Raw genomic sequence first — 255 nt, 5'->3', positions numbered from 1 at the left:
GCGACTGCATCTGAACTGCTTGCCATCGCCGATTTCTGAGGCAAGCACACTTGCAGTGATCGGCCCGATACCAGGAATGCTCAACAGTCTTTGTCCGACGTCGTCGTCGGCGAGCTGCTGCGCCACCTCGCGATCGATCTCACCGATCTGCTGCTGCAGGTACTTGTAGTGCTCGTGAAGCCGCTCAAGGATCGCGACAAGCCGGGGCGGCAACGGATGGAAGCTGAGAAGCTCCGACAGTCGCTCGACGCCAGT

1 protein-coding gene is annotated in these 255 nt (G+C 60.0%); it reads right to left on the bottom strand.

Annotation, left to right across the window (positions count from 1 at the left end):
- On the bottom strand, positions 1-255 hold a 255-nt coding region (locus tag VSR82_RS40350; protein ID WP_498858958.1), incomplete at both ends, for a transposase.

The sequence above is a fragment of the Burkholderia sp. JPY481 genome (assembly GCF_038900515.1).
GTDB classification, from domain to species: domain Bacteria; phylum Pseudomonadota; class Gammaproteobacteria; order Burkholderiales; family Burkholderiaceae; genus Paraburkholderia; species Paraburkholderia youngii.
Note: the sequence above shows the minus strand (reverse complement) of the source record. Positions and strands in the feature narration are given on the sequence as shown.